The sequence below is a fragment of the Caballeronia arationis genome (assembly GCF_001544975.2).
Classification (GTDB): Bacteria; Pseudomonadota; Gammaproteobacteria; order Burkholderiales; family Burkholderiaceae; genus Caballeronia; species Caballeronia arationis.
Map to the genome: position 1 here is coordinate 1 of NZ_FCOG02000551.1, position 738 is coordinate 738.

The window sequence follows — 738 nt, forward strand, 5'->3', positions numbered from 1 at the left end:
CCGTCATAGGGGTTGCCCACAAACGAGCGTGCACCGACAATCAGGCCTTGCTTCTCCGTGATTGCGAGGCTCACCTTGACGCCAAACTCATACGGCTGGCGAGCCTTGCCTTTTGAGATGCACTCCACTTCTGGCGCATGAAGCGCATAGAGCTTGTGCTTATCTTTCGCTCGCTGGCGGCAGATACGCCAGGCGCGCTCAAGCCAGATGCTTAAGGATGCCTGTTGCTCAGTGGATGCGTTCGGTAACTTTCTCTCGATGTCGCGCAGCAATCGTCCGAGGATCGTGCGCTGACGCTTGAGCACCCGGCGCAGTCGCTTGAACTGCTTCGCATGCGCATAGCCACCGGCGCGGCGACGCAATTGTTTCCCCTCTCGCTCGTATGTTTGCTTCAGTGCCAGTCCGGCACGTTGCGCGTGTACCGGCTCGGATTGTCTGGACACGGGTTTGCAACTCAGGCGGCCTCTTTCATGGTGGCTGCGTGACGGGCTTCATGGGGTGACATAAAGCCCAGTTTTTCGAGACGCCAATGACGGTTGTAACGATCTTTGAACTCGACGGCCGCGGCCCGAACTTCCTCCAGGTTCCTGAAGATGCGACCGTGAATGGCTTGTTCCTTCAGCGTCCGGTTGAAGCGCTCAGCGACGCCATTCGTTTGCGGTTCGGCGAAGAAGCTCGGCGTGACGCCCCAGAACCTGACCTGGTTGAGGAAGTCATCGGCCGTGTACTGCGAACCGT

At 58.7% G+C, this 738-nt stretch carries 1 protein-coding gene and 1 pseudogene; both read right to left on the reverse strand.

Features of this window, described 5'->3' with window-relative positions; all coding sequences use genetic code 11:
* Nucleotides 1-443: pseudogene (locus AWB81_RS43785) on the reverse strand (IS5/IS1182 family transposase); the annotation flags it as partial.
* Between the two features lie 11 nt (nucleotides 444-454).
* On the reverse strand, nucleotides 455-738 hold a 284-nt coding region (locus AWB81_RS43790), incomplete at its 5' end, for an integrase core domain-containing protein (RefSeq protein ID WP_144444431.1).